23 protein-coding genes are annotated in these 22,426 nt (G+C 72.2%); 18 read left to right on the forward strand and 5 right to left on the reverse strand.

Annotation, left to right across the window (positions count from 1 at the left end):
* The first annotated feature begins 59 nt into the window (after positions 1-59).
* From ACE3QY_RS03510 to ACE3QY_RS03520, 3 genes are read left to right on the forward strand one after another with little or no spacing between them, the layout of a single operon-like run.
* Positions 60-1,691, forward strand: coding sequence for a heme peroxidase family protein (locus ACE3QY_RS03510; RefSeq protein WP_374454616.1), 1,632 nt, complete (start codon positions 60-62; stop codon positions 1,689-1,691).
* A gap of 45 nt (positions 1,692-1,736) precedes the next feature.
* The gene (locus ACE3QY_RS03515; protein WP_374454617.1) at positions 1,737-2,456 is read left to right on the forward strand and encodes an ABC transporter ATP-binding protein; all 720 of its coding nucleotides are present in this window, start codon (positions 1,737-1,739) and stop codon (positions 2,454-2,456) included.
* Complete coding sequence (locus tag ACE3QY_RS03520; protein WP_374454618.1) at positions 2,453-3,190, forward strand: ABC transporter permease; 738 nt, start codon at positions 2,453-2,455, stop codon at positions 3,188-3,190. The genes ACE3QY_RS03515 and ACE3QY_RS03520 overlap by 4 nt, the downstream gene beginning before the upstream one ends.
* Here the strand turns inward: ACE3QY_RS03520 and ACE3QY_RS03525 are convergent.
* Positions 3,171-3,569 (reverse strand): hypothetical protein, encoded by a 399-nt coding sequence (locus tag ACE3QY_RS03525; protein ID WP_374454619.1) that lies wholly within the window; start codon positions 3,567-3,569, stop codon positions 3,171-3,173. The two genes, ACE3QY_RS03520 and ACE3QY_RS03525, sit on opposite strands and share 20 nt — an antisense overlap.
* Positions 3,570-3,657: 88 nt before the next feature.
* Between ACE3QY_RS03525 and ACE3QY_RS03530 the strand changes: the two genes are divergently transcribed.
* The 7 genes from ACE3QY_RS03530 (at position 3,658) to ACE3QY_RS03560 (ending at position 9,338) form a co-directional block, all read left to right on the forward strand.
* Positions 3,658-4,587: a proline dehydrogenase family protein gene (locus tag ACE3QY_RS03530; protein ID WP_374454921.1), complete on the forward strand. Its 930-nt coding sequence runs from the start codon at positions 3,658-3,660 to the stop codon at positions 4,585-4,587.
* A 29-nt stretch (positions 4,588-4,616) separates the two neighbouring features.
* Complete coding sequence (gene proC / locus ACE3QY_RS03535) at positions 4,617-5,417, forward strand: pyrroline-5-carboxylate reductase (protein ID WP_374454620.1); 801 nt, start codon at positions 4,617-4,619, stop codon at positions 5,415-5,417.
* A gap of 73 nt (positions 5,418-5,490) precedes the next feature.
* Positions 5,491-6,672 carry an acetoin utilization protein AcuC gene (locus ACE3QY_RS03540; RefSeq protein ID WP_374454621.1) on the forward strand — a complete coding sequence of 394 codons (1,182 nt, stop codon included), beginning with the start codon at positions 5,491-5,493 and terminating at the stop codon, positions 6,670-6,672.
* A gap of 190 nt (positions 6,673-6,862) precedes the next feature.
* Complete coding sequence (locus tag ACE3QY_RS03545) at positions 6,863-7,069, forward strand: helix-turn-helix domain-containing protein (protein ID WP_156385092.1); 207 nt, start codon at positions 6,863-6,865, stop codon at positions 7,067-7,069.
* Between the two features lie 93 nt (positions 7,070-7,162).
* Positions 7,163-7,264, forward strand: a complete 102-nt coding sequence (locus tag ACE3QY_RS03550; protein ID WP_008356322.1) for a 30S ribosomal protein bS22 — start codon at positions 7,163-7,165, stop codon at positions 7,262-7,264.
* A 12-nt stretch (positions 7,265-7,276) separates the two neighbouring features.
* Positions 7,277-8,254, forward strand: a complete 978-nt coding sequence (locus ACE3QY_RS03555) for an NAD-dependent epimerase/dehydratase family protein (RefSeq protein WP_374454622.1) — start codon at positions 7,277-7,279, stop codon at positions 8,252-8,254.
* Positions 8,247-9,338 carry a lysophospholipid acyltransferase family protein gene (locus tag ACE3QY_RS03560; protein ID WP_374454623.1) on the forward strand — a complete coding sequence of 364 codons (1,092 nt, stop codon included), beginning with the start codon at positions 8,247-8,249 and terminating at the stop codon, positions 9,336-9,338. Before ACE3QY_RS03555 ends, ACE3QY_RS03560 begins: the two co-directional genes overlap by 8 nt.
* 10 nt (positions 9,339-9,348) lie before the next feature.
* Here ACE3QY_RS03560 and ACE3QY_RS03565 read toward each other — a convergent pair whose 3' ends face one another.
* The 3 genes from ACE3QY_RS03565 to ACE3QY_RS03575 all read right to left on the reverse strand — a co-directional run bounded on the left by ACE3QY_RS03565 (position 9,349) and on the right by ACE3QY_RS03575 (position 12,339).
* A complete protein-coding gene (locus ACE3QY_RS03565; RefSeq protein WP_374454624.1) occupies positions 9,349-10,578 on the reverse strand; it encodes a DUF5667 domain-containing protein in 1,230 nt (409 codons plus the stop codon).
* Between the two features lie 79 nt (positions 10,579-10,657).
* Complete coding sequence (locus ACE3QY_RS03570; protein ID WP_374454625.1) at positions 10,658-11,410, reverse strand: sigma-70 family RNA polymerase sigma factor; 753 nt, start codon at positions 11,408-11,410, stop codon at positions 10,658-10,660.
* A gap of 89 nt (positions 11,411-11,499) precedes the next feature.
* Positions 11,500-12,339: an HAD family hydrolase gene (locus tag ACE3QY_RS03575; RefSeq protein WP_374454627.1), complete on the reverse strand. Its 840-nt coding sequence runs from the start codon at positions 12,337-12,339 to the stop codon at positions 11,500-11,502.
* Between the two features lie 79 nt (positions 12,340-12,418).
* On the opposite strand from ACE3QY_RS03575, the gene ACE3QY_RS03580 reads away from it, so the two are divergent.
* From ACE3QY_RS03580 to hemB, 8 genes are all read left to right on the forward strand, one after another.
* Positions 12,419-13,993 carry a class I adenylate-forming enzyme family protein gene (locus ACE3QY_RS03580; RefSeq protein WP_374454628.1) on the forward strand — a complete coding sequence of 525 codons (1,575 nt, stop codon included), beginning with the start codon at positions 12,419-12,421 and terminating at the stop codon, positions 13,991-13,993.
* Positions 13,990-14,229 carry a glutaredoxin family protein gene (locus ACE3QY_RS03585; protein WP_374454629.1) on the forward strand — a complete coding sequence of 80 codons (240 nt, stop codon included), beginning with the start codon at positions 13,990-13,992 and terminating at the stop codon, positions 14,227-14,229. The genes ACE3QY_RS03580 and ACE3QY_RS03585 overlap by 4 nt, the downstream gene beginning before the upstream one ends.
* A gap of 15 nt (positions 14,230-14,244) precedes the next feature.
* Positions 14,245-15,213 (forward strand): MsnO8 family LLM class oxidoreductase, encoded by a 969-nt coding sequence (locus ACE3QY_RS03590; RefSeq protein ID WP_374454630.1) that lies wholly within the window; start codon positions 14,245-14,247, stop codon positions 15,211-15,213.
* Positions 15,214-15,397: 184 nt separating this feature from the next.
* Positions 15,398-16,072, forward strand: coding sequence for a redox-sensing transcriptional repressor Rex (locus ACE3QY_RS03595; RefSeq protein ID WP_374454631.1), 675 nt, complete (start codon positions 15,398-15,400; stop codon positions 16,070-16,072).
* A 76-nt stretch (positions 16,073-16,148) separates the two neighbouring features.
* A complete protein-coding gene (locus ACE3QY_RS03600; RefSeq protein ID WP_374454632.1) occupies positions 16,149-17,435 on the forward strand; it encodes a glutamyl-tRNA reductase in 1,287 nt (428 codons plus the stop codon).
* Entirely contained in the window at positions 17,432-18,391 is a 960-nt protein-coding gene (gene hemC / locus ACE3QY_RS03605; protein ID WP_374454633.1) for a hydroxymethylbilane synthase, read from the forward strand. Before ACE3QY_RS03600 ends, hemC begins: the two co-directional genes overlap by 4 nt.
* Entirely contained in the window at positions 18,388-20,034 is a 1,647-nt protein-coding gene (locus ACE3QY_RS03610; protein WP_374454634.1) for a uroporphyrinogen-III synthase, read from the forward strand. Before hemC ends, ACE3QY_RS03610 begins: the two co-directional genes overlap by 4 nt.
* Positions 20,035-20,060: 26 nt before the next feature.
* Positions 20,061-21,056: a porphobilinogen synthase gene (gene hemB / locus ACE3QY_RS03615; protein ID WP_374454635.1), complete on the forward strand. Its 996-nt coding sequence runs from the start codon at positions 20,061-20,063 to the stop codon at positions 21,054-21,056.
* A gap of 42 nt (positions 21,057-21,098) precedes the next feature.
* On the opposite strand, the gene ACE3QY_RS03620 is transcribed toward hemB, so the two are convergent.
* The gene (locus tag ACE3QY_RS03620; protein ID WP_374454636.1) at positions 21,099-22,271 is read right to left on the reverse strand and encodes a lytic transglycosylase domain-containing protein; all 1,173 of its coding nucleotides are present in this window, start codon (positions 22,269-22,271) and stop codon (positions 21,099-21,101) included.
* Positions 22,272-22,426: the final 155 nt, after the last annotated feature.

A 22,426-nucleotide genomic window follows, 5' to 3' on the forward strand; every position in this document is an offset into this window, starting at 1 on the left:
GCGGGAATCCGCAGTCCTACGGATGCGCCGCGGCACCCCGCGGCGCCAGTCTGAAGGGCATGTCACCCACCGCAGAAGGACGGACGCCTCGCCACGGGCGCGAGAGCTTCTTCATCGAGGGCGAGGGGACGGTGGGTCCTGACGACTCCGCCGCCGTGCCGCCCACCACCGCCCGCGCCAACACCACGGCCGACAGCGGCCCTGCGCTCGATGCCGCGCCCACGTTCCGCTTCTCGCGAGTCGGCCCCCGGGGCGTACGCCTCCCCGAGGCCACGTTGCGCAAGGTCGCCCTCGCGATGACCGGCGGGTCGGAGGTCGACGGCTCGATCCCCGCCGGCTTCACCTACCTCGGCCAGTTCGTCGACCACGACCTGACCTTCGACGCCACGACCGTCGCCTTCGGCGACAACATCTCGCCGGCGGCCCTGCTGCAGGGCCGCTCGCCCACGCTCGACCTCGACAGCCTCTACGGCTTCGGCCCGCTCGACCCGGTCTCGGCGGGCTTCTACGAGGCCGACCGCACCCGGCTCAAGGTCGGCAAGACGACCCGCTTCGGGAGCGACCAGGCCCGGGTCGGCTTCGACCTGCCGCGCGTGGACGACGGGTCGGCGCAACCGCGCACGGCCAACATCCCGGACTTCCGCAACGACGAGAACCTCGCCGTCGCGCAGACGCACGCCGCGATGATCCGCTTCCACAACCGGGTCGTGGGGGGGCGCGGTCCCGCGCCGCCGCCCGCCGACCGCTTGGAGAAGGCGCGGCGCAAGGTGGTCCGGCACAACCAGTGGATGCTGCGCACCGACTACCTGCCGAAGATCTGCGACGGCAGCGTGGTCACCGACGTGTTCACCAACGGTCGCAAGGTGGTCGACCCGGGCGCCGACCCGCTGAGCATGCCGACCATGCCGGTCGAGTTCTCCGTGGCCGCCTTCCGGCTCGGGCACTCGATGATCCGCGAGGGCTACGACTGGAACTCCCGGTTCCCGAACGGGTCGGGCACCCTCGACTTCCTCTTCATCTTCTCGCGCACGGCCGGCGACCTGGGCGGGAACCCGACGCTGCCGTCGAACTGGATCGCCGACTGGCGCCGGATGTACCGCTTCTCCCAGATCGGCCACGACGAGCTCAAGCCGCCGCCGGGGGAGTTCAACCTCGCCCGCCGCATCGACACCCGGCTCGTCGACCCGCTCGCCCGGCTGCCCATCGGTTCGTTCGGGGGCAAGAACGCCGACGCCAACACGATCCGGGCCAACCTCGCCTTCCGCAACCTGGTGCGGGCGCGGATGCTGCGTCTGGCCAGCGGGCAGCAGATGGCGGCGCTGCTCCGGTCGAAGGGTGTCGCGGTCACCACGCTGACCAAGGCACAGCTGCGGGACGGCGCAGGCGGGCCGGGGTCGGCGAGGCTCGACGACCTCACCGACGCCCAGCGGGACGCCTTCCTGAAGGACACGCCGCTGTGGTTCTACGTCCTGCGCGAGGCCGAGCTCAACGGCGGCACCCTCGCCGGGGTCGGGGCGCGCCTGGTCGCGGAGACCTTCCACCGCGCGATGGAGGGCAGCACGCACTCGATCGTCCGCAGCCCCAACTTCAAGCCCGACCTGGGGGAGAAGGACGGCGGGTTCCGGATGACCGACCTGCTGCTCGTCGCGTTCGAGGGCCAGAAGTCGCTGCTCGCGCCGCTGGGGGACTGAGGCCGGAGGGTTGACAAGGGCGCCTACCGGCGCATAATTCAACACATGATGAAAAACGTCATCCAGGTGCGCGACCTCGTCGTCGTACGAGGTGAGCGGGAGGTGCTGCCGGGCATCTCCCTGGACGTCCCCGCCGGCGTCACCGGGCTGCTGGGCCCCAGCGGGTGCGGCAAGACGACGCTGATGCGCAGCATCGTCGGCGCCCAGCAGGTGCGGTCGGGATCGGTCGAGGTGCTGGGCGAGCCGGTCGGCAGCGCGCCGCTGCGCACCCGCATCGGCTACGTCACCCAGGACGCCAGCGTGTACGACGACCTGACCGTGGCGGAGAACCTCGCGTTCTTCGCACGGGTGCTCGGCGTCGACCGCTCGGGCGTCGACGAGGCCGTGGCCGCGGTCGCCCTCGACGACCACCGCGACCAGGTCGTCGGCAAGCTGTCGGGCGGCCAGCGCAGCAGGACCAGCCTGGCCGTCGCGCTGCTCGGCAAGCCCGACCTGCTCGTGCTCGACGAGCCGACGGTCGGGCTCGACCCGGTGCTGCGCCGGGACCTGTGGGAGCTCTTCCACCGGATCGCCGACGCGGGCGCGGCCGTCCTCGTCTCGAGCCACGTGATGGACGAGGCCGAGCGGTGCCACCGGCTGCTGCTGATGCGCGAGGGCCGGATCATCGCGGACGGCTCGCCCGACGAGATCCGCGAGCGCACCGGCACCCCGGACATCGAGCACGCGTTCCTGCACCTCGTGGACCAGAAGGAGCAGGCGGCATGAACCTCCGGATCACCCTGGCGGTCGCCGGACGGGTGCTGACCCAGGTGCGTCGCGACCATCGCACCCTCGCCATGCTGCTGGTGGTGCCGTGCGTGCTGATGAGCCTGCTCTGGTGGATGTTCGACGAGCTGCCGGGCGGCCTGTTCGACCGGTTCGGGCCTGCCCTCCTGGCGATGTTCCCCTTCATCGTCATGTTCCTGGTGACGAGCGTGACGACCCTGCGCGAACGCTCCTCCGGGACGCTCGAGCGCTTGCTCACGATGCCGATGGGCAAGCTCGACTTCCTCCTCGGCTACGCGCTCGCGTTCGGCGTGCTCGCCGCGCTCCAGTCCGCCCTCGCGGTGACGGTGAGCGTCGGGCTGCTCGGCCTCGACGTCCAGGGCCCGGTGTGGCTCCTGGGGGTGGTGGCGATCGTCGACGCCGTCCTCGGCACGGCCCTCGGCCTGCTGGTCAGCGCGTTCGCGACCACCGAGTTCCAGGCCGTGCAGTTCATGCCGGCCTTCGTGCTGCCGCAGATCCTGCTGTGCGGTCTCTTCGTGCCGCGTGAGGCGATGCCCGGTGTGCTCGAGGCGATCAGCAACCTGCTGCCGCTGTCGTACGCCGTCGACGCGATGCAGGAGCTCACCGGTGCGGCCGACCAGGGCGAGATCTGGCGCTCGGTGGCCGTCGTCGCCTGCTTCGGGCTGGCCGCCCTCGCACTCGGCGCCGCGACGCTCAGGCGCCGGACGCCCTGACCCGGGTGAAGAGCCACGCCGCCACCGCGAAGAGGACGGCGTACATGCCGGTGATGCCGACGACGTCGATGAGCGACGCGGTCTCCCGGTCGGTCGCGACCAGCACGACGGCGACCGTGCCGGCGACGACGGTCGCCACCGAGGCGGCACCGAGCGCCAGCGCCATGCCCGTCGGCCGGAACCGGGTGACCACCGCGATGAGCAGGGCGAGCGCGGGGCCGACGAGGTACATCGCGTCGCGGTCGCCCTCGCCGACGATCCCCAGCGCGCCGATGCCGAAGAGCAGGAAGAACACGGTGAGCAGGGAGACGCCGAGCGCGACGGCGTAGCGCTGGGTGGGCGTCGATCCGGAGGGCAGCGAGCGGGTGAGAGGCGTCATGGGTCCACGGTAGGGACGAGCGCCGCCGGGAGGGGTGGAGGAGGTGTGAAGGTTCGGTGGGGATCGGCGTAGCCTTCGCCCCATGTCGTTGCTCCGCCAGCCGATCCTGCTCCTCGCCCGCAGCCAGGGGGTCAAGAAGCTCGTCTCCACGATGCCCGTCTCGAGCGGCATCGTGACCAGCTACGTCCCCGGCGAGGGCACCGCCGACGCGGTCGGCGCCACCGCGACGCTGGTGCAGGACGGCCTCCGGGTCACGCTCGACTACCTCGGCGAGGACACCACCGACGCCGCCCAGGCCGACGCCACCGTCGCGGCCTACAAGGAGGTGCTGGCCGACCTGTCGGCGAAGGGCTTGGCCCCGCACGCCGAGGTGTCGGTCAAGCTGAGCGCGATCGGCCAGTTCCTGCCCGACAACGGCCACAAGGTCGCGCTGGAGAACGCTCGCGACATCTGCCGCGCCGCCCGCAACGCCGGCACCACGGTCACCCTCGACATGGAGGACCACACCACCACCGACTCGACGCTCACGATCCTGCGCGAGCTCCGCAAGGACTTCCCCGAGACCGGCGCCGTGCTGCAGGCGATGCTGCACCGCACCGAGGCCGACTGCCGCGCGCTGGCCTACGAGGGCTCCCGTGTGCGGCTGTGCAAGGGCGCCTACATGGAGCCCGAGGAGGTCGCCTTCCAGGACAAGGTCGAGATCGACAAGGCCTACGTCCGCTGCCTCAAGGTGCTGCTCGGCGGCCAGGGCTACCCGATGATCGCGACCCACGACCCGCGGATGATCCAGATCGCCTCCTCGCTCGCCAGCCGCTTCGGCCGCCGCCCGGGGACCTACGAGTTCCAGATGCTCTACGGCATCCGCCCCGAGGAGCAGAAGCGCCTCGCAGCCGCCGGCGAGACGATGCGCGTCTACATCCCCTACGGCACGGAGTGGTACGGCTACCTGATGCGCCGGCTCGCCGAGAAGCCCCAGAACCTCGCGTTCTTCCTCCGGTCCTTGGTCAGCAAGAAATAGGCTCGACCGCACGCAGTAGATTCGTGCCCATGAGCACAGCGATCATCGGCGCCGGCGTGATGGGGGAGACCCTGCTGTCCGGCCTGGTGCGCGCCGGCCGCCGCGTCGACCAGCTGATGGTCGGCGAGAAGCGCGCCGAGCGGGCCAAGGAGCTCGAGGAGCGCTACGGCGTGGCCGTGGTCTCCAACCGCGAGGCGGCCGCGAAGGCCGAGACGGTCGCCCTGGTGGTCAAGCCACAGGACATGGGCGACGTGCTCGAGGAGATCGCTCCCGAGCTGCGCGCCGGCCAGCTCGTCGTCTCGCTCGCCGCCGGCATCACGACCAGCTTCATCGAGTCGCACGTGCCGGAGGGCGTGGCCGTCGTCCGCGTCATGCCCAACACGCCGGCCCTCGTCGACGAGGGCATGGCCGCGATCTCGCCCGGCTCGCACTGCGACGAGGCACACCTCGCCGAGGTCGAGCAGCTGATGGCGTCGACGGGCAAGGTGCTGCGGATCCCCGAGAAGCAGATGGACGCGGTCACCGCGATCTCCGGCTCGGGCCCGGCCTACATCTTCTTCGTCGTCGAGTCCATGATCGAGGCGGGCGTGCACCTCGGCCTGCCTCGCGCGACGTCGACCGAGCTCGTCGTGCAGACACTCGTCGGCTCGGCCGCGATGCTGCGCGAGACCGGCACCCACCCCGTCGTGCTGCGCGAGCAGGTCACCTCACCCAGCGGCACGACCGCCTCGGCGCTGCGCGAGCTCGAGATCCACAAGGTCCGGGCGGCGTTCCTCGCCGCCATGGAGGCGGCGCGCAACCGGTCGCGCGAGCTGGCCGAGGGTTCCTGAGACTCGCCCAGATCCGGGTCCAGATGTGGTCCGCTGGGCAGACAGCACCCGGACCCGGAGTAACGTCCGCCACATGGAGTGCGCGGGTCCCACGTCGGTCGTCTTCGACCAGACGCTCACGGAGTACAACTTCGGGCCGACCCACCCGATGTCGCCGATCCGCGTCGACCTGACCATGCGGCTCGCCGAGGAGCTCGGCGTCCTCGACGGGATCAAGCGCGTCGACGCCCCCGTCGCCACCGACGAGCAGATCGCCACGGTGCACGAGCAGGGCCTGATCGAGGCGGTGACCCGCGCCGGGGCCACGCCCGGCTTCGAGGACGCCTCGCGAGGCCTCGGCACCGATGACGACCCGGTCTTCAAGGACATGCACCTCGCGAGCGCGCACGTCGTGGGTGCCAGCCTGGAGGCGTTCCGGCAGGTGTGGAGCGGGGAGTCGCTGCACTCGGTCAACATCGCCGGCGGGCTGCACCACGCGATGCCCGACCGGGCCAGCGGCTTCTGCATCTACAACGACGTCGCCGTGGGCATCAAGCAGCTGCTCGCCGACGGGGTCGAGCGGGTGGCCTACGTCGACATCGACGTCCACCACGGCGACGGGGTGGAGAGCATCTTCTGGGACGACCCGCGGGTCCTGACCATCTCGCTGCACGAGACCGGGCAGATGCTCTTCCCCGGCACGGGCTTCCCGACCGACACCGGGGGTCCGGGTGCCGAGGGCAGTGCGGTCAACGTGGCGCTCCCGCCCGGCACGGCCGACGCTGGCTGGCTGCGCGCCTTCCACGCCGTCGTGCCCCCGCTGGTCCGCGAGTTCCGGCCGGAGGTGCTCGTCACCCAGCACGGCTGCGACTCCCACATGAACGACCCGCTCGCCCACATGATGCTCAGCGTCGACGGGCAGCGGGCGGCGTACCTCGCGCTCCACGACCTCGCCCACGAGGTCGCCGACGGCCGCTGGGTGGTCACCGGAGGCGGCGGGTACTCCGTCGTGGACGTGGTCCCGCGCGCCTGGACCCACCTGCTGGCCATCGCCTCGGGCCGGCCGCTCGACCCGGCGACGCCGACCCCGCCGGGGTGGCGGGCGTACGTCGAGGAGGTGCTGGGCGCCACCGCGCCGCACCGGATGACCGACGGCCGCACGCCGGCGTTCCGCGACTGGTCGGGCGGCTACGACCCGGAGACCTGGCTGGACCGCGCGATCCACGCCACCCGCATGGAGGTCTTCCCCCTGCACGGCCTCGACCCGCTGCCCTGAGCCTGCTCCGGGTCCCCGCCGGGCGCTCGAACGGTAAAGAATCAAACCGACACGCCGCCAGTCACACAAGTTTCTCTGGCATTCCTCTTCCCCACGCGTCACGCGAGCCCTAATCTCAGTCGTTAGCGGCACGCCTGTGACGCCGGCGCGGAAGCCGGCGCCGTCGCCGCGAGAAGGATCGGTGCACACCATGGCTGAGAACACCCCTGGCGACATGTCCGAGGCCCACTTCCTGACCATCGCCGAGGTCGCGGCCAAGATGCGCGTCTCGAAGATGACGGTCTACCGCCTCGTCCACGGTGGCGAGCTGCCCGCGGTCCGCGTCGGTCGCTCCTTCCGGGTCACCGAGGACGACGTCAACGAGTACCTCCGCAAGAGCTTCTACAACGCCGGCTGAGGCCCGCGAGACGCGATTCCGCGCTCCGCACACCTGCCAAGTAGGGTGTGCGGGTCCGGCCGACGAGCGTCGGCCGAAAGGAAAGGTCTCACCGTGGGTTCTGTCATCAAGAAGCGGCGCAAGCGCATGGCCAAGAAGAAGCACCGCAAGCTGCTCAAGAAGACGCGCGTCCAGCGCCGCAAGCTCGGCAAGTAACACCCCTCGCCCATGGGTCGGGTCGTGCTGGTCACCGGGATCTCCCGGGACATAGGGCGACGCTTCGCGCGCGCCGCGGCCGGCGACCCGTCCATCGAGCGAGTGATCGGGGTGGATGTCGTCCCCCCTCGGGGCGACATCGGGGACGTGTCCTTCGTCCGCGCTGACATCCGCAACCCCGTCATCGCCAAGGTCCTCGCCAAGGAGGACGTCGACACCGTCGTCCACATGAGCGTGATCGCCACGCCCGGCTCCGCCGGCGGTCGCGGGACGATGAAGGAGCTCAACGTCATCGGCTCCATGCAGCTGCTCGCTGCGTGCCAGAAGTCGTCGACGGTCGAGCGCCTGGTCGTGAAGTCGACGACCACCGTCTACGGCTCGAGCCCGCGCGACCCCGCGATGTTCACCGAGGACATGGGCCCCAAGCGGCTGCCGTCCTCCGGCTACGCCAAGGACGTCTACGAGATCGAGGGCTACGTCCGCGGCTTCGCGCGCCGTCGTCCCGACGTCAGCGTCACCATGATCCGGGCGGCCAACGTGGTCGGCCCGCACGTCTCGAGCCCGCTGACCAACTACTTCCGGCTGCCAGTGGTCCCCCGCGTGCTCGGCTTCGACCCGCGGCTGCAGTTCCTGCACGAGGACGACCTGCTGCGGGTCCTGCGCCACGCCGTGATCACCGGGACGCCCGGCACCTTCAACGTCGCCGGCGACGGCCTGCTCACCCTGAGCCAGGCCGTACGCCGCCTCGGCAAGCCGTCGGTGGCGTTGCCGCGCTTCGCCGTCGGCCGCCTCGGCGCCACCATGCGGCAGGCCCGCCTGTCGGACTTCTCGCCCGAGCAGCTGGGCTTCCTGACCTACGGTCGAGGGGTGGACACCACCCGGATGCGCACCCAGCTGGAGTTCGAGCCGAAGTTCACCACGGCCGAGGCGTTCGCCGACTTCTGTCGCGAGTTCGCGCCAGCCGAGCTGGAAGGAGCGGGGCGTGGCTGAGGAAGCGCAGGACAACGCCCGCGAGGACGCCGTGGTGATCCCGATCGGCACCGGCGGCCGCCCGGGCCGTGGCACCGGCAAGGCGCGCCCGTCCTCGGCCGCCCGCAACCTCGCGCCCGAGCAGCCCGCTGCGGAGGAGCCCGTCGCCCCGCGCGAGGCGACCCGCACGTCCGACCGCGGCCCGCTGCCGGGCATCCCGGTGGGCGACTGGCTCGCGGCCCTCCAGGCCGCCGCGCACGAGGTGTTCGGCGACGACTGGGAGCGCCGCCTGGCCGAGCTGATGGCATTCCTGCGGCGTCGTCTCGAGGGCGACTACGAGGTCGACGACTACGGCTTCGACCGCGAGCTCACCGAGCGCTTCCTCATGACCACCCTGCGTCCGGTGGCCGAGAAGTGGTTCCGCCTCGAGGTGCGCGGCCTCGACAACATTCCCGCCGAGGGCGGCGCTCTCGTCGTGTCCAACCACTCCGGCACGGTCCCCGTCGACGGCCTGATGACGATGCTCACCGTGCACGACCACGCCCACCGCTTCCTGCGCCCGCTCGGCGCCGACCTGGTCTTCAAGATGCCGGTCGTCAGCTCGCTGGCCCGCAAGAGCGGCGCGACCCTGGCGTGCACCGAGGACGCCGAGCGGATGCTCTCCGGCGGCGACCTCGTCGGGGTGTGGCCCGAGGGCTTCAAGGGCATCGGCAAGCCCTTCAGCGAGCGCTACAAGCTCCAGCGGTTCGGCCGCGGCGGCTTCGTGTCGGCCGCGCTGCGCACCGGCGTGCCGATCATCCCGCTCTCCGTGGTGGGCGCCGAGGAGATCTACCCGCTGGTGGGCAACGTGCCGTCGCTGGCGCGGCTGCTCGGGGTGCCCTACATCCCGATCACGCCGTTCTTCCCGTGGCTGGGCCCGCTCGGCCTGGTCCCGCTGCCCTCGAAGTGGATCCTGGAGTTCGGCGAGCCGATCCGCACCGACGCCTACGACCCGGCCGAGGCCGACGACCCGATGCTCGTCTTCAACGTGACCGACCAGGTGCGCGAGACGATCCAGCACACGCTGTTCGACCTGCTGCGCGAGCGCGACGGGGTCTTCAGCTAGGGCAAGGCCCCTACGGCAGCAGGCCGCCGGTCGCGTTGGTGACCGTGTTGCCGGTCAACCCGTCGAGGGTGCCGGTGACCTCGCTGATGAGCCCGCCGGTCGCGTTGTCGACGGTGCCGGTGAGCCCGCCCAGCGCGCCACCGGTGACGCCGTCGAGCTGCGTCACGACGTCGCTGGTGGTGTCGGTGACGTCGTCGACGGTGTCGTCCACGGTGTCCTTGACCTTGCCCGGGACGTCGGGCTTGACCTTGGTCGGGTCGGGCGCGACCGAGGGGGTCTGGGTCGGCACCACGCTGGTCGGCAGGGAGGTGGGCTGGGTGGTCGGCGACTGGAGCACCTCGGGCACCTCGATGCCGGTGAGGTCCTGGCCCGAGACCGGCGCCGCCGCCTCCAGGGTGAGCTCGTCGGTGTCGAGGCCGCTGAGCAGGTCGGTCGGGGCGCTGCTCAGCAGGAACTCCGGGGTCGTGGTGATGCCGCCGTCACAGGTCGGGCAGGCGTTGCTGGCCTCGATGTCGAGGTCGGTCAGCGTCCGGCCGGCCGCGAGCAGCTCGTCGCGGGCGCTCTCGGGCAGCTGGCCCTGCAGCTCTTCGAGGCGGTCCATGCTGGCCGCGGTGAAGTCGCGGGCCACCTGGACGTCGGACGTCGAGCCGGTGGTGTCGTACGACGCGAGCAGGCTGCGCACGCCGTCGCCGGACTGGCGCGTGAAGGTGTCGAGCGTGTCGGGCACGAGCTGCTCGGGCGCCTGGCCGGCGGCGATCTGCTCCAGCTCGGACAGGCGGGTGTCGGCCTGGGCCAGCAGGGTCCGGCCGCGCGCCGCATCGTCGCCGGCGAAGCGGACCTCGGCGGACTCGAGCCCGCGCTTGACGCCGTAGAGGGACTCGCCCGGCAGCGCGGTCTGCGCGGCGACGGCCATGGTCGCGGCGGCGCCGACCATCGCGGCGCCACCGAGGAGCACCGCGACGCGGCGCTCGCGCTTGCGCGAGGGGGTGGGCATCGCGAGTCGGGACGGCGTGCTCGGCTGGCGCACCAGGACCGTGTCGGCCTCGGCCATCAGGCTCTCGCGCAGCGAGCTCACGAACTCCGGCCGCGGCGCTGCCTCGGGCAGCGCCCGCAGGTCGGCGACGACCTCGAGGAGGGCAGCGAAACGCGCCGCATCGCGCTCGCTGAGCGGTGCGTCGGGCCCCCGGGAGAGGAGGGCCTCGAACTCATCGGCACGTCGTGCCGAGAAGGCGGGTGTCATCGTGCGCGTCCTGTCTGGGTGCTGGTGGGTCCTCCCACACAGACGAACGAGCCACACGAGGCTGGGGTTACGGGTGAGGTCATGAGTCCCTCATCCCCTCCGGCAGCAGCTTCGCCAGGTTGCGTACGCCGCGCAGCTGGAGCTGCTTCACGGCGCCGTCGCTGCGGTCCAGGGCCAGCGCCGTCTCCGCGATCGAGAGCCCTTGGAGGAAGCGCATGATGAGGCACTCGCGCTGCTCGGTCGGCAGCTCGGTGAGGGCCTTGAGGAGGACCTCGTTGGTGAGCCCGGCGATGACGGCGTTCTCCGGGCCCTCGGTCGCGTCGTCGTGGGGGGTCATGTCCTCGGTGGACATCTCCAGGCGGGTGCGGCCGGCCTTGAAGTGGTCGGTGGTGAGGTTGCGCGCGATGGTCATCAGCCAGGCGCCGAAGTCCTTGCCCTGCCACCGGAAGTTGTTCATGCTCCGCAGCGCCCGGAAGAACGTCTCCGAGGTGAGGTCCTCGGCCAGCGTCTGCGAGCGGGTGCGGTAGTAGAGGAAGCGGTAGACCGAGGCCTGGTAGTGGTCGTAGAGCAGGCCGAAGGCCTCCTTGTCGCCGCTGCGCGCCAGCTCGACCAGCGCGATCAGCCGCTCCCGCTCGGCCTCGTCACCCTCGGAGGAGGCGGCGAAGTCCTCGTCGCCCACGGGTCCGGAGCCATAGGTGCCGGTCGGCCCACCGCCGGCGGTCGCCGCCTCGGCCATGAGCAGCACGCCCTGCGGCGACAGGGCAGCCAGGACGGCGCGCCGGAGCGCCTCCAGTCCTTCCTCGAGCGTGCGCCCGAGCTCTTGTCGCGGCATTGCGGTAGCCCCTCCCAGACACTGCAGTCTCCACGATAAGCGCCGGGACGCGCCTTGTGAACCCGCGAGTAACTACGAGTTACATCGCCTCAGGAGAGCTTGCGGTGGGCCTTCACGCTGACCCCGGCGGCGACGGCACCGGAGACCGCCCCGGCGACGGCCGCGGCCATCAGCCCGGCGCGCGCGGCCTTCCGGCCGGTGCGGTAGTCGTGGATCCGCCAGCCGTGCGCCCGGGCGTGCGCCCGCAGCCGCGCGTCGGGGTTGATCGCGCACGGGTCGCCGACCATCGAGAGCATCGGCAGGTCGTTGCTGGAGTCGGAGTACGCCGAGCACAGGGCGAGGTCGAGCCCCTCCCGCTCGGCCAGGGCGCGGATCGCCTCCGCCTTGGCCGGCCCGTGGAGCAGGTCGCCGACGAGCTGGCCGGTGTAGACGCCGTCGACGTGCTCGGCGACGGTGCCCATCGCGCCGGTGAGGCCGAGCCGGCGGGCGATGATGCTGGCGATCTCGATCGGGGCGGCGGTGACCAGCCAGACCCGCTGGCCCTCGTCGAGGTGGAGCTGGGCCAGCGCCCGGGTGCCCGGCCAGATCCGGTGCGCCATCGCCTCGTCGAAGATCTCCTCGCCCAGCTCCTCGAGCTCGGTGGTGGTGTGACCGGCGATGAAGGAGAGTGCCGAGCTGCGGGCCTGGGCCACGTGCTCGGGGTCCTCGACGCCGACGATCCGGAAGTACGCCTGCTTCCAGGCGGCCGAGGCGATGTCGCGGGTGCTGAAGAACTTGCGCCGGTGCAGGCCCCGGGCGAGGTGGAAGATGCTGGCACCCTGCATGACCGTGTTGTCCACGTCGAAGAAGGCCGCCGCCGCCGAGTCGCTGGGCGTGGAGAGGGCGTTCTCGACCTCCGCGGCCGCCGCCGCAGCCTCTCCCGCGAGCACCGAACGCTGCCTCAGGTTGAGTCGACGAGGTCGCTCAGACGGGGTCACCCGGTGATCGTAGCTGTGGAAGGATCCCCGCATGCAGCGCAACGACATCTCCGCCTTCGTGGCCGAGGCCGCCGCTGACGTACCTGCCCGACAGGCTCTCGTGGAGACCGGCGGCCGGACCCTCACCTGGTCCGCGCTGGAGGACGAGGTGGCCCGCATCGCGACCGGCCTGGGCGCGCAGGGCATCCGCGCCGGGCAGCGGGTGATGATCGTGGTCGGCAACCGGATCGAGTTCGTGACGGCCTACCTCGGCGTGCTCCGCGCGCAGGTCGTGGCCGTCCCGGTCAACCCGCGCTCGACCGCCGGCGAGGTCGCCCGGATGGTCGCCGACTCCGGCACCCGGCTCGTCGTGGTCGACGACACCGCGCTCGAGGTCGTCCGGGCCGCGCTCGCCGAGCTCGCCGAGCTCCCCGGTCACGAGGTGGCGGCCCCCGTCGTGGTGGTGACCGGGACCGAGCCCGCGCCGGGAGAGGTCGCCTTCGAGGCGCTGCGCGCCGACGTCGTACGCCCGGTGCCTCCGCTGCCCGACCCGGAGAAGCTCGCAGCCATCCTCTACACGAGCGGCACCTCCGGCCGTCCGCGCGGCGCGATGCTCAGCCACCGCGCGCTGCTGGCCAACATCGAGCAGGTGGCGTCGGTCGAGCCGCCGATGATGCACGGCGACGACGTGGTGCTCGGCGTGCTCCCGCTCTTCCACGTCTACGGACTCAACGCGGTCCTCGGCGGCGTGCTGCGCCACCGCGCCCGGCTTCTGCTCGTCGAGCAGTTCGAGGCGCAGGCCGTGCTGGACCTGATCGACGACGAGGCGTGCAGCGTGGTGCCGATCGCGCCGCCGGTCTTCGCGCACTGGCTGCCCGACGAGCACCTCCGCGAGCGGCTCGGACCGGTGCGGCTGGTGCTGTCGGGCTCCGCGCCGCTGGAGCCGGAGGTGATCGAGGAGTTCACCTCGATCACCGGCATCCCGGTGCACCAGGGCTACGGCCTCACCGAGGCGTCGCCGGTGGTCACCAGCACGCTGTGCAGCACCGAGCCGCGGGTCGGCTCGGTCGGCGCCGCCCTGCCCGGCATCGAGCTGCGGCTCGTCGACGAGACGGGGCGCCCGGTCGAGGGGGAGGACCCGGGCCAGATCCAGGTCCGCGGCACCAACCTCTTCAGCGGCTACTGGCCCGACGGGTCCGACGGCCCCGACGCCGAGGGCTGGTACGCCACGGGCGACGTGGGGTTCCTCGACGCCAGCGGGGACCTGTTCCTCGTCGACCGGGTCAAGGAGCTGGTCATCGTCAGCGGCTTCAACGTCTACCCGACCGAGGTCGAGGACGTCATCCGCGAGGTGGACGGCGTGGCCGACGCCGCGGTCATCGGCGTGCCCGACGCGGAGACCGGCGAGGCCGTCGTGGCGTACGTCGTCCCTGCCGGCGCGCCCCGCACCCACCTCGAGGAGGCGGTCCGCGCGCACGCCGTCGTCCGGCTGGCGCGCTTCAAGCAGCCCAGCCGGATCGAGGTCGTCGACGAGCTGCCGTTCACCGCCACCGGCAAGGTCCAGAAGGGCCGGCTGCGCGGCATCGAGCGGCGCCGCGCCCTCGGGATCCTGGAGCAGGACCGATGACCGCCCGGATCACCCTCTACTCGCGCCCGGGCTGCCACCTGTGCGACGACGCCCGCGAGGTGATCGCGCGCGTGTGCGCCGACCTGGGGGAGTCCTTCGACGAGGTCGACATCGAGTCCGACGACGACCTCGAGGACCGCTTCGGCGAGGAGGTCCCGGTGACGTACGTCGACGGGCGCCAGCACGACTTCTGGCGTGTCGACGAGGCGCGGCTGCGGAAGGCTCTCGGCGCCTGAGGCGTTGAGGAGGGCGTGAGGCTCTCCCTGCTCGACCGCTCCCGGACCCACGACGGCCGGCCCGACGCCGAGGGGCTCGAGGCGACCATCGCCCGTGCGGTGCACGCGGAGCAGGTCGGCTACGACCGGTTCTGGGTCGCCGAGCACCACGCCGTCCCCGGGATCGCCTCGGGCTCGCCGGCCGTGCTCCTCGCCGCGATCGGGGCCCGCACCGACCGCATCCGGATCGGTTCGGGCGGCGTGATGCTCCCGCTGCACCAGCCGCTGGTGGTCGCCGAGCAGTTCCGCGTGCTCGACGCGCTCCACCCCGGCCGCGTCGACCTCGGGCTCGGCCGCTCGCTCGGGTTCACGCCTCCTGTGCGTCGCGCGCTGCGCCGCGACCACGAGGACGGCGACACCTTCGAGGACGACCTGCGCGAGCTGCGGGGCTACCTCGACGGCACGGGCGGGGTGACCGTGCGCCCCGCCACCGGGCGTCAGGTGCCGATGCACGTGCTCGCGACCGGTCGCGGGCTCGCCGTCGCAGCGCGGCTCGGGCTGCCCGTGGTCGTGGGCGGACCCGCCGTCACGTCCGGAGAGCTCCCCGACGCGCTGACGGCGTACCGCCGCGACTTCCTCCCGCACCACGGCAGCGAGCCGCGGGTGACGATCTCCCTCGACGTGCTCGTCGCCGACGACGGCACCACGGCGCGTGAGCTCGCCCTGCCCGAGGCGTGGGCGATGGCCCGGGCCCGTCGGACGGGTGAGTTCCCGCCGCTGGAGAGCGTGGCCGCCATCCGCGACGCGTCGTGGCCCGACCAGGTCCGCCGCCGGGTCGAGGCCGCGGTGGACCGCGCCGTCGCGGGCAGCCCGGCGACCGTGCGCCGCCACCTCGAGGCGCTCGTCCAGCGGACCGGGGCCGACGAGCTGCTGGCGAGCTCCTCCACCCACGACCGGGAGGCGCTCCTGGCCTCGGACCGGATGCTCCGCGAGGTGCTGGCGTGAGCCGTCCGCCCGCCCCCGGATACGCCCTCCGGCACTCCGTGCGCAAGTCGGGGACGACCCCGCGTCGGGTGGGTCATCTCACATGTGCTAGCCCGCCGTCGTCCCGTTTTGTTCTCCCGTTCACAAACTCCTACAGTGACCGGGTCAGGCGATCCCCGTCACCTGGCTGGAGAGAAGCAAAGCTGTGACCGCACGGACCCCCGACTCTGCCCGGGACATTCCCGAGGCGACTGTCGCGCGGCTTCCCGTGTACCTGCGTGCCCTGACCGGCCTCGCCGACGGCGGCACGACCACCTGCTCGAGCGAGGAGCTCGCCGCCGCGGCCGGCGTCAACAGCGCCAAGCTCCGCAAGGACCTCTCCTACCTCGGCAGCTACGGCACCCGCGGCGTCGGCTACGACGTGGAGTACCTCCGCTACCAGATCGCCCGCGAGATCGGCGTGACCCAGGACTGGCCCGTGGTCATCGTCGGCATCGGAAACCTCGGCCATGCGCTGGCCAACTACTCCGGGTTCCGCAGCCGCGGCTTCCGGGTCGTGGCCCTGCTCGACGCCGACCCGAGCCGCCACACCGAGGTCGTCGCCGGCCTCGAGGTCCGCTCCTTCGACGACCTGGAGTCGATCGTCGCCGAGCACGACGTGTCCATCGGCGTGATCGCGACGCCCGCGGTCGCCGCGCAGGACGTCGCCGACCGCATGGTCGCGACCGGTGTCACCAGCATCCTGAACTTCGCCCCGACTGTCTTGTCCGTGCCGGACGGCGTCGACGTACGCAAGGTGGACCTGTCCATCGAGCTGCAGATCCTCGCCTACCACGAGCAGCGCAAGGCGGTCGCACCCGGATCGGAGGTTGTCTCGTGAGCGAGCGCAGCGAGCGAACCATCCAGTGCAGCGCGTCATGTGCCTCATGGGCGCACGGAGCGAAGCGAGTACGTCCATGAGCGTCCTCGTCGTGGGGATCTCCCACAAGTCCGCGCCGGTCGAGCTCCTCGAGAAGCTCGCCCTCGACGCCGACGGCACCGTCAAGCTGATCACCGACGTCATGGGCGGTGTCCACGTCAGCGAGGCCACTGCGATCGTGACGTGCAACCGGCTCGAGGTCTACGCCGAGGTCGACCGCTTCCACGGCAGCGTCGAGGACCTCTCGGGCCTCCTCGTCACCCGTGCCGAGCAGTCCACAGAGGCGCTGCTGCCGCACCTCTACGTCCACTACGACGAGGGCGCCGTCTCGCACCTCTTCCAGGTCGCCGCCGGTCTCGACTCGATGGTCGTCGGCGAGGGCCAGATCCTCGGCCAGACCCGCGACGCGCTCCGCATCGGCCAGGAGCACGGCACGGTCGGCCCGGCTCTCAACACCCTCTTCCAGCAGGCGCTGCGCGTCGGCAAGCGCGCCCACGCCGAGACCGACATCGACCGCGCCGCCCCGTCGCTGGTCACCGCGGCGCTCGAGCGGAGCACCGTCCCGGTCGCGGGTGCGCGCACCCTCGTCATCGGTGCCGGCGCGATGGCGTCGCTCGCGGTCGCCCACCTCTCGCGCGGTGGTGCCGAGCGGATCGCCGTGCTCAACCGCACCGCGGCCAACGCCGACCGCCTCGCCGCCGAGTACGCCGCCGCCTCCGTGCCGCTCGACGCCCTGGGTGCCGAGCTCGCCGAGGCCGACATCGTGGTGTCGTGCACCGGTGCTCCCGAGCCGCTGGTGCGGCTGGCCGACGTGGTGACGGCGCGCGGCTCGGGCGACCGACCGCTGACCGTCATCGACCTCGCGCTGCCGCACGACGTGGACCCGGCCGTGGGCCAGCTGCCCGGTGTCGAGCTGATCAGCCTGGCCGGGCTCGCCGACGAGCTGCGCGGCCTCGAGGCGACCGCCGGCGTGGACGACGTACGCACCATCGTGGGGCAGGAGATCGCCGCCTTCCTCGCCGTGCGCCGCCAGGCGAGCGTCACCCCGACCGTCGTGGCCCTGCGCTCGATGGCCACCGCGGTCGTCGACGCCGAGATGGAGCGGCTGTCCGCGCGGCTGCCCGAGCTCGACGACGCGACGCGTGCCGAGGTGCTGCACACGGTCCGCCGCGTCGCCGACAAGCTGCTCCACGAGCCGACCGTCCGGGTCAAGGAGCTCGCCGACGCCGAGCCGGCCGTCTCCTACACCGCCGCGCTCGCCGAGCTGTTCCGGCTCGACCCCGACGCCGTCGACGCGATGACCCGGACGGAGGGGCAGTCATGAACGCGCCGCTGCGCCTGGGCACCCGCGCGTCCGCGCTGGCGACCACCCAGTCCGGCCACGTCGCGGAGATGATCCGCGAGCGCCTCGGCCGCGAGGTAGAGCTCGTCGAGGTCTCCACCGAGGGCGACCGCAGTGCCGCCCCGCTGGCGTCCCTCGGCGGCACGGGTGTGTTTGTCAGCGCGCTGCGCGACGCCCTGCTGGACGGGCGCGTCGACGTCGCCGTGCACTCGCTCAAGGACATCCCCACCACGCCGGCCGAGGGGATCGCGCTCGCCGCGGTCCCGACGCGCGAGGACCCGCGCGACGTCGTGGTCGCCCGCGACGGCCTCACCCTGGGCGAGCTGCCGGTCGGTAGCCGGCTCGGCACCGGGTCGCCGCGCCGGGTGAGCCAGCTCGCCGCGCTCGGCCTCGGGCTGGAGCTCCAGGGCATCCGCGGCAACGTCGACACCCGGATCCGCAAGGTCCGCGAGGGCGAGGTCGACGCGATCGTCCTGGCCCGCGCCGGCCTGTCCCGCCTGGGCCGCCTCGACGAGGTGACCGAGGTGCTCGACCCGATCCAGATGCTGCCGGCCCCCGGCCAGGGTGCACTCGCGATCGAGTGCCGCTCCGACGACGCCGAGCTCGTCGCCGCGCTGGCGCAGCTGGACGACACCGCCACCCGCGCCGCGGTCACCGCCGAGCGCGCGGTGCTCGCCGCCCTCGAGGCCGGCTGCTCGGCCCCGCTGGGTGCGCTGGCCGAGGTGGTCGAGGGGGACGACGGCGAGGAGCTGTGGCTGCGGGCCGTGGCCCTCTCCGAGGACGGCGCCCTGTCGGTGCGGATGAGCGCGACCGGCCCGGTCGCCGACGCCGCCGCACTCGGCCACCGCCTCGCGAGCGACATGCTCGACGAGGGAGCAGCAGACCTGATGACGACATCACTCGAACAGGGACCACCAGTGAGGAAGCAGCACGCATGACGCGAGTACAGACCCCGCAGGCCACTGGCACGACGGGCACGGGCGCGACCCCCGGCTGGGTGTCGTTCGTCGGCAGTGGGCCCGGCGACCCTGGGCTGCTGACCCTGCGCGCCGTGGAGCTCATCCAGGGTGCCCAGGTCATCGTGACCGAGGCGCCCGAGCACCTCGAGCTGATCCGCACCGTCCTCGGCCCGCTCGGGGGTGAGGCCGGTCCGGAGATCGTCGACGGCGGCTTCGGCGAGGACGGCCAGCCCCTGACGCACGCGGCCCGCGCCAAGGTCGTCGTACGCCACGGCAAGAAGCAGCGCGTGGTGCGCCTGATGACCGGCGACCCGTTCCTCTACGCCTCCGGCCCCGAGGAGGCGCAGGCCTGCGTCAAGGCGGGCGTCGGCTTCGAGGTCGTGCCCGGCGTCTCCTCGGTCAGCGCGGTCCCGGCCTACGCCGGCATCCCGCTCACCACCAAGCGCCACAAGGAGATGGCCGTCGTCACCTGCGGCGACAAGGTCGACTGGAGCGCGTACGCCGACGACCGCACCCTCGTGCTGCTGTCCGGTGTGGGCAGCATCGGCGAGACCGCCGCGGCGCTCATCGAGGCCGGCCGCTCGCCCGAGACGCCCGTCGCGATGACCCGCGTCGGCACCACCACCGAGCAGCAGACCCTGATCTCGACGCTCGCGACCATCGCGGCCGACGCCCGCGCCGCCCGCATCGCCCCGCCGGCGATCACGGTCATCGGTGACGTCGTCGACCTGCGCCAGACGCTGTCGTGGTTCGAGACCAAGCCGCTGTTCGGCTGGCGTGCGCTGGTGCCCCGCACCAAGGAGCAGGCCGGCTCGCTGTCGCGTCGCCTGCGCGAGTACGGCGCCGTGCCCGAGGAGGTGCCGACCATCTCGGTCGAGCCCCCGCGCAACCCGCTGCAGATGGACAAGGCCGTCCGCGGCCTGGTCGAGGGGCGCTACGAGTGGATCGCCTTCACCTCGGTCAACGCGGTGAAGGCCGTCCGCGAGAAGTTCGAGGAGTACGGCCTCGACGCCCGCGCCTTCTCCGGCCTCAAGATCGCCGCCGTCGGCGACAAGACCGCCGAGGCGATCGCCGCCTGGGGCCTGCGCGCCGACCTCGTCCCCTCGGGCGAGCAGTCCGCGGCCGGCCTGCTCGAGGAGTGGCCGCCCTACGACGAGGTGCTCGACCCGATCAACCGGGTCTTCCTGCCCCGCGCCGACATCGCCACGGAGAACCTCGTCGCCGGTCTGGTCGACCTGGGCTGGGAGTGCGACGACGTCACCGCCTACCGCACGGTGCGCGCCACCCCGCCGCCGGCGCCGGTCCGCGACGCGATCAAGACCGGCAAGTTCGACGCGGTCGTCTTCACCTCGTCCTCGACGGTGCGCAACCTCGTCGGCATCGCCGGCAAGCCGCACCCCTCGACGATCATCGCCGTCATCGGCCCGCAGACGGCCAAGACCGCCGAGGAGCACGGCCTCCGGGTCGACGTCCTCGCGCCCACGCCCGACGTGGAGGTCCTCGTCGACGCCCTCGCCGACTTCGGCGCGACGCGTCGCCTGGCGATGCTGGAGGCCGGCGAGCCGGTCACCCGCCCGAGCGAGCGCACCGCGTCCGGTCGCCGCAAGGCCCGCGCCAAGTAGTTGCGCCGCTGGGGAAGGATGGAGCCGTGACCGAGGAGTTCAACGTCCAGGCCCCGCTCGTCCGACCCCGGCGGCTGCGCCGCACGCCTGCGCTGCGGCGGATGGTCGCCGAGACGCAGGTGCCACCGAGCTCGCTGGTCCTGCCCGTCTTCATCCGTGAGGGCATCGACGAGCCGCGACCGATCTCGTCCATGCCCGGCGTGGTCCAGCACTCCCGCGACTCGCTCAAGAAGGCCGTCTTCGAGGCGGCCGAGCTGGGCCTGGGCGGCGTGATGCTGTTCGGCATCCCCGAGCACAAGGACGCCACCGGGTCCGGCGGCATCGACCCGGCCGGGGTCCTCAACCTCGCGATCACCGACGCGGTCGCCGAGGTCGGCGACCAGCTGACGGTGATGTCGGACCTCTGCCTCGACGAGTTCACCGACCACGGCCACTGCGGCCTGCTCACGCCCGACGGCGAGGTCGACAACGACCAGACGCTGGCGGCGTACGCCGAGATGGCGCTCGCGCAGGCCGCCGCCGGCGTCGACATGGTCGGCCCCAGCGGGATGATGGACGGCCAGGTCGCCGTCGTACGCCAGGCGCTCGACGCTGCCGGCCACAGCCACGTCTCGATCATGGCCTACTCGGCGAAGTACGCCTCGGCCTTCTTCGGGCCCTTCCGCGAGGCCGTCGACTCCTCGCTCGAAGGTGACCGCCGCACCTACCAGCAGGACCCCGCCAACGCCGTCGAGGGCGTGCGCGAGGTGCTGCTCGACGTCGAGCAGGGCGCCGACATCGTGATGGTCAAGCCGGCCCTGGCCTACCTCGACGTCGTACGCCGGGTGCGCGACGCCGTCGACGTCCCGGTCGCCGCCTACAACATCTCCGGCGAGTACGCCATGGTCGAGGCCGCCGCCGCCAACGGCTGGATCGACCGCGAGGCCGCCATCCTGGAGACCCTCACCTCCATCCGGCGCGCCGGCGCCGACGTGGTGCTCACCTACTGGGCCGCCGAGGCCGCTCGCCTCCTGCGTGCTTGATGGCGCTCGCTCCGCTCGCGCGTGCTCGCGGGAACGGGTCGGTCAGGGGTTGAGCAGTCGGTTGGCGCACTCCGTGAGCTCGTTGACCGACGTGAGCGGGTTGTCGATGATCCCCTGAGCGGCGCACCGCGCAAGCGCTTCCGTCATCGTCAGGACCGGCGGGACGGTCGTGGGGACGGGGACCGGCGGGAGCGTGGTGCTGGTCGTCGGGATCACGGTCGGCAGCGGAGTCGTGGGGTCCTTCGTCGGGGTCGGCGACTGCGTGGGTGTCGGCGACTGGGTCGGCGTCGGGGTCTGCGTGGTGGTCGGGGTCGGCGTCGGGGTCTGCGTGGTGGTCGGGGTCGGCTTCGAGGTCGGCGTCTCGTCCTTGCCGCCCTTGCCTCCCTTGTCACCCTGGTCGCCGCCGGTCGCGCTCGGCTCGGGCTGGATGATCCCCGAGGTCAGCGTGGACGTCGGGACGGCGCTGAAGTCGCCGTCCATGTAGGCCTGCATGATCTCCAGCACCAGGTCGACGTAGTCGTTGGAGTGGTTGTAGCGGTAGACCGAGGAGCGCTGGCCCTTCTCGGTGGACAGGTCGTCCTCGCCCGAGCAGAGGTAGACCGCGGTCGCGAGTGCCGCGTCGTCGATGTCCTGGGGGTTGCGGGTGCCGTCGCTGTCGCCGTCGACGCCCACGACCGACCACGTCGAGGGGATGAACTGCATCGGCCCGACCGCGCGGTCGTGGCGGGTGTCGTTGTCGTACTGGCCGGCGTCGGTGTCGCTGATGTCCTGGGTGTTGTTCTTGCCGTTGAGCGCGATGCCGTAGATGCCGGGGCGGGCCACGCCCTGGCCGTCGAGCGAGTTGCCGCCGTAGCGGCCGTGGTCGGACTCGACGCGGCCGATGGCGGCGACCAGCTCCCACGGGAGGTTGCAGCCCTTGTCGGCCTGGTTGATCACGGCCTCGGCGCGCTGGTAGGCGGCGAGGGCAGCCTGCGGGATGCTGCTGGCCGACCCGGGCGTGAGGGCGGCGGCGCGGCTGACCGCGTCTCCGACGCTGGCCGGCGCCTCGATGGCCGCGGTGGGGAGGACGGTGCCGTCCGGGAGCGTGCCGGAGCCGTCGGGGTCCGCGCTCGCAGTGCCGGCGCCCACGCCGGCCAGGCTCGCGGTCCACGCAGCGGACAGCATGGCGAGCGGGATGATCGCGGTCGCCCGGTGAAGCCGGCCGGAACTCGTCATGTCGTGCATCTCCCCTGGGTCATCTGCTGCCATGATGCCCCCTCCGGGCACCGGCGAAACAGTCAACGAGTGAAGGCCGTCACAAGTTACGGGTCGGTCACTTGTGGTCCGGGGCACATCCCGGCCCGGGATTCCACGCCGGTTGGGGCTGCCTT

Source organism: Nocardioides sp. (assembly GCF_041913365.1).
Taxonomy (GTDB): Bacteria; Actinomycetota; Actinomycetes; order Propionibacteriales; family Nocardioidaceae; genus Nocardioides.

Bases quoted from the DNA above. Each gene is read 5' to 3' on its own strand.
- ACE3QY_RS03510 (WP_374454616.1), top strand. From the start codon at position 60: ATGTCACCCACCGCAGAAGGACGGACGCCTCGCCACGGGCGCGAGAGC.
- ACE3QY_RS03515 (WP_374454617.1), top strand. From the start codon at position 1,737: ATGATGAAAAACGTCATCCAGGTGCGCGACCTCGTCGTCGTACGAGGT.
- ACE3QY_RS03520 (WP_374454618.1), top strand. From the start codon at position 2,453: ATGAACCTCCGGATCACCCTGGCGGTCGCCGGACGGGTGCTGACCCAG.
- ACE3QY_RS03525 (WP_374454619.1), bottom strand. From the start codon at position 3,569: ATGACGCCTCTCACCCGCTCGCTGCCCTCCGGATCGACGCCCACCCAG.
- proC (WP_374454620.1), top strand. From the start codon at position 4,617: ATGAGCACAGCGATCATCGGCGCCGGCGTGATGGGGGAGACCCTGCTG.
- ACE3QY_RS03540 (WP_374454621.1), top strand. From the start codon at position 5,491: ATGGAGTGCGCGGGTCCCACGTCGGTCGTCTTCGACCAGACGCTCACG.
- ACE3QY_RS03545 (WP_156385092.1), top strand. From the start codon at position 6,863: ATGGCTGAGAACACCCCTGGCGACATGTCCGAGGCCCACTTCCTGACC.
- ACE3QY_RS03555 (WP_374454622.1), top strand. From the start codon at position 7,277: ATGGGTCGGGTCGTGCTGGTCACCGGGATCTCCCGGGACATAGGGCGA.
- ACE3QY_RS03565 (WP_374454624.1), bottom strand. From the start codon at position 10,578: ATGACACCCGCCTTCTCGGCACGACGTGCCGATGAGTTCGAGGCCCTC.
- ACE3QY_RS03570 (WP_374454625.1), bottom strand. From the start codon at position 11,410: ATGCCGCGACAAGAGCTCGGGCGCACGCTCGAGGAAGGACTGGAGGCG.
- ACE3QY_RS03580 (WP_374454628.1), top strand. From the start codon at position 12,419: ATGCAGCGCAACGACATCTCCGCCTTCGTGGCCGAGGCCGCCGCTGAC.
- ACE3QY_RS03585 (WP_374454629.1), top strand. From the start codon at position 13,990: ATGACCGCCCGGATCACCCTCTACTCGCGCCCGGGCTGCCACCTGTGC.
- ACE3QY_RS03600 (WP_374454632.1), top strand. From the start codon at position 16,149: ATGAGCGTCCTCGTCGTGGGGATCTCCCACAAGTCCGCGCCGGTCGAG.
- hemC (WP_374454633.1), top strand. From the start codon at position 17,432: ATGAACGCGCCGCTGCGCCTGGGCACCCGCGCGTCCGCGCTGGCGACC.
- ACE3QY_RS03610 (WP_374454634.1), top strand. From the start codon at position 18,388: ATGACGCGAGTACAGACCCCGCAGGCCACTGGCACGACGGGCACGGGC.
- ACE3QY_RS03620 (WP_374454636.1), bottom strand. From the start codon at position 22,271: ATGACGAGTTCCGGCCGGCTTCACCGGGCGACCGCGATCATCCCGCTC.